Source organism: Streptomyces achromogenes subsp. achromogenes (assembly GCF_000720835.1).
GTDB lineage: Bacteria > Actinomycetota > Actinomycetes > Streptomycetales > Streptomycetaceae > Streptomyces > Streptomyces achromogenes.
On sequence record NZ_JODT01000160.1, the window covers coordinates 1 to 203 of the forward strand.

Genomic DNA, 203 nt, shown 5'->3' on the forward strand with positions numbered 1-203 from the left:
ATCCGGCCGCACACCCCACGACTCCACCAACCGGAACAACGCCGTCTCCACCGCGAACAACGCCGGCTGCGCATACCCCGTCCCCTCCAACAACACCGCCTCCGCACTCCCCGGCTCCGCGAACACCACCTCCCTCAACGACCGCTCCAACCCCTTGTCCAGACACACACACGCCGCATCGAACGCCTCCGCGAACACCGGAA

The 203-nt window shown here is 67.0% G+C and carries 1 protein-coding gene; it reads right to left on the reverse strand.

The annotated features are described in order from the left end of the window. On the reverse strand, positions 1-203 hold a 203-nt coding region (locus IH25_RS41860), incomplete at both ends, for an ACP S-malonyltransferase (RefSeq protein WP_167346066.1).